This is a genomic window from Methylobacterium sp. E-045, assembly GCF_022829685.1.
Classification (GTDB): Bacteria; Pseudomonadota; Alphaproteobacteria; order Rhizobiales; family Beijerinckiaceae; genus Methylobacterium.
In genome coordinates, this window is the sequence record NZ_JAKSYE010000041.1 from 1 (window position 1) to 1280 (window position 1280).

General features: G+C 62.7%; 1 protein-coding gene. It reads right to left on the bottom strand.

The features are described 5' to 3' along the window. Window positions 1-35: 35 nt before the first annotated feature. Window positions 36-1216, bottom strand: a protein-coding gene (locus tag MKK51_RS04985; RefSeq protein ID WP_243975372.1) for an IS3 family transposase whose coding sequence is annotated in 2 segments (ribosomal slippage) — window positions 36-955 and window positions 955-1216 — 1182 coding nt in all. Because the reading frame shifts where the segments join, the coding sequence is not laid out codon by codon here. Between the last annotated feature and the right edge of the window lie 64 nt (window positions 1217-1280).

The window sequence follows — 1280 nt, forward strand, 5'->3', positions numbered from 1 at the left end:
CTGATCGGCCCCCACGAGGTGGTCCAAGGGTAAAGTTAGTGTACGGTTGGCCGCTCCGCCACGGGAAGCTTGGCCGGCGGAGCTGGTCGAGCGAGCGCAGCTGGCCAAGCGGAGAAGGCTGGCATGAACAGCTCCGGTGCCGGCGGCCGGTATCCCAGCGAGGCATGCGGGCGCACGCCGTTGTAGTGACGCCTCCAGCTTTCGATCACGATCTGCGCCTCCTTGAGTGTGTAGAAGATCTCGCCGTTCAGGAGTTCGTCGCGCAGACGAGCGTTGAAGCTCTCGACGTACCCATTCTCCCACGGTGAGCCTGGCGTGATGTAGGCAGTTTTGCTGCCGACCGCGGTGATCCAGGCTTGCACAGCCTTCGCGACGAACTCCGGCCCATTATCCGAACGAATATGGCCCGGTACGCCACGCAGGATGAACAGGTCCGAGAGCACGTCGATGACGTCGATCCCCTTGAGCTTGCGCGCGATCCGGATCGCCAGGCATTCGTGCGTGAACTCATCGACCACGTTGAGCATCCGGATCTTGCGGCCATCATGCGTGCGGGCCTCGACGAAGTCGTACGACCACACGTGATTGCGGTGTTCCGGGCGAAGACGAACACAGGAGCCGTCGTTGTCCCAGATCCGCCCCCGCTTGGGCTGCTTGGCTGGGACCTTCAGACCCTCACGCCGCCAAATGCGCTCGACGCGCTTGTCGTTGACGAACCATCCGGCCGCCTTCAGCAACGCGCTGATCTTGCGGTAACCGTAACGCCCGTACTTCTCGGCCAACGCCACGAGATCGGCCGTCAGCGCTTCTTCGTCGTCGCGGCCCCGCGGTACCTTACGCTGTGTCGAGCGATGCTGACCGAGCGCCCGACAGGCGCGGCGCTCGGAGATGTCCATCGCCAGCATGATGTGCTCGACACAGGCGCGTCGGCGCGCGGGGCTCAGAAGTTTCCCCGGGATGCCTCCTGCAGGATGAGCTTATCTAGGGTGAGATCCGCAATTGCCTTTCGGAGCCGGGTATTCTCGGTCTCCAGATCCTTCATCCGTCGAACCTGATCCGACTTCAGGCCGCCAAACTCACGCCGCCACCGGTAGTACGTCACTGAACTCACGCCGAGCGCGCGGATTGCATCTGCAACGCTCTGGCCCTGTGAGATCAGCACATCCGCCTGCCGTAGCTTGGCGACAATCTCCTCAGGCTTCGGGTGCTTTGCCATTCTGTCCGTCCTCCAGGCTCAAAAGCCATACTAAAGGGCGGACCACTTCAATGGGGGCTGACCA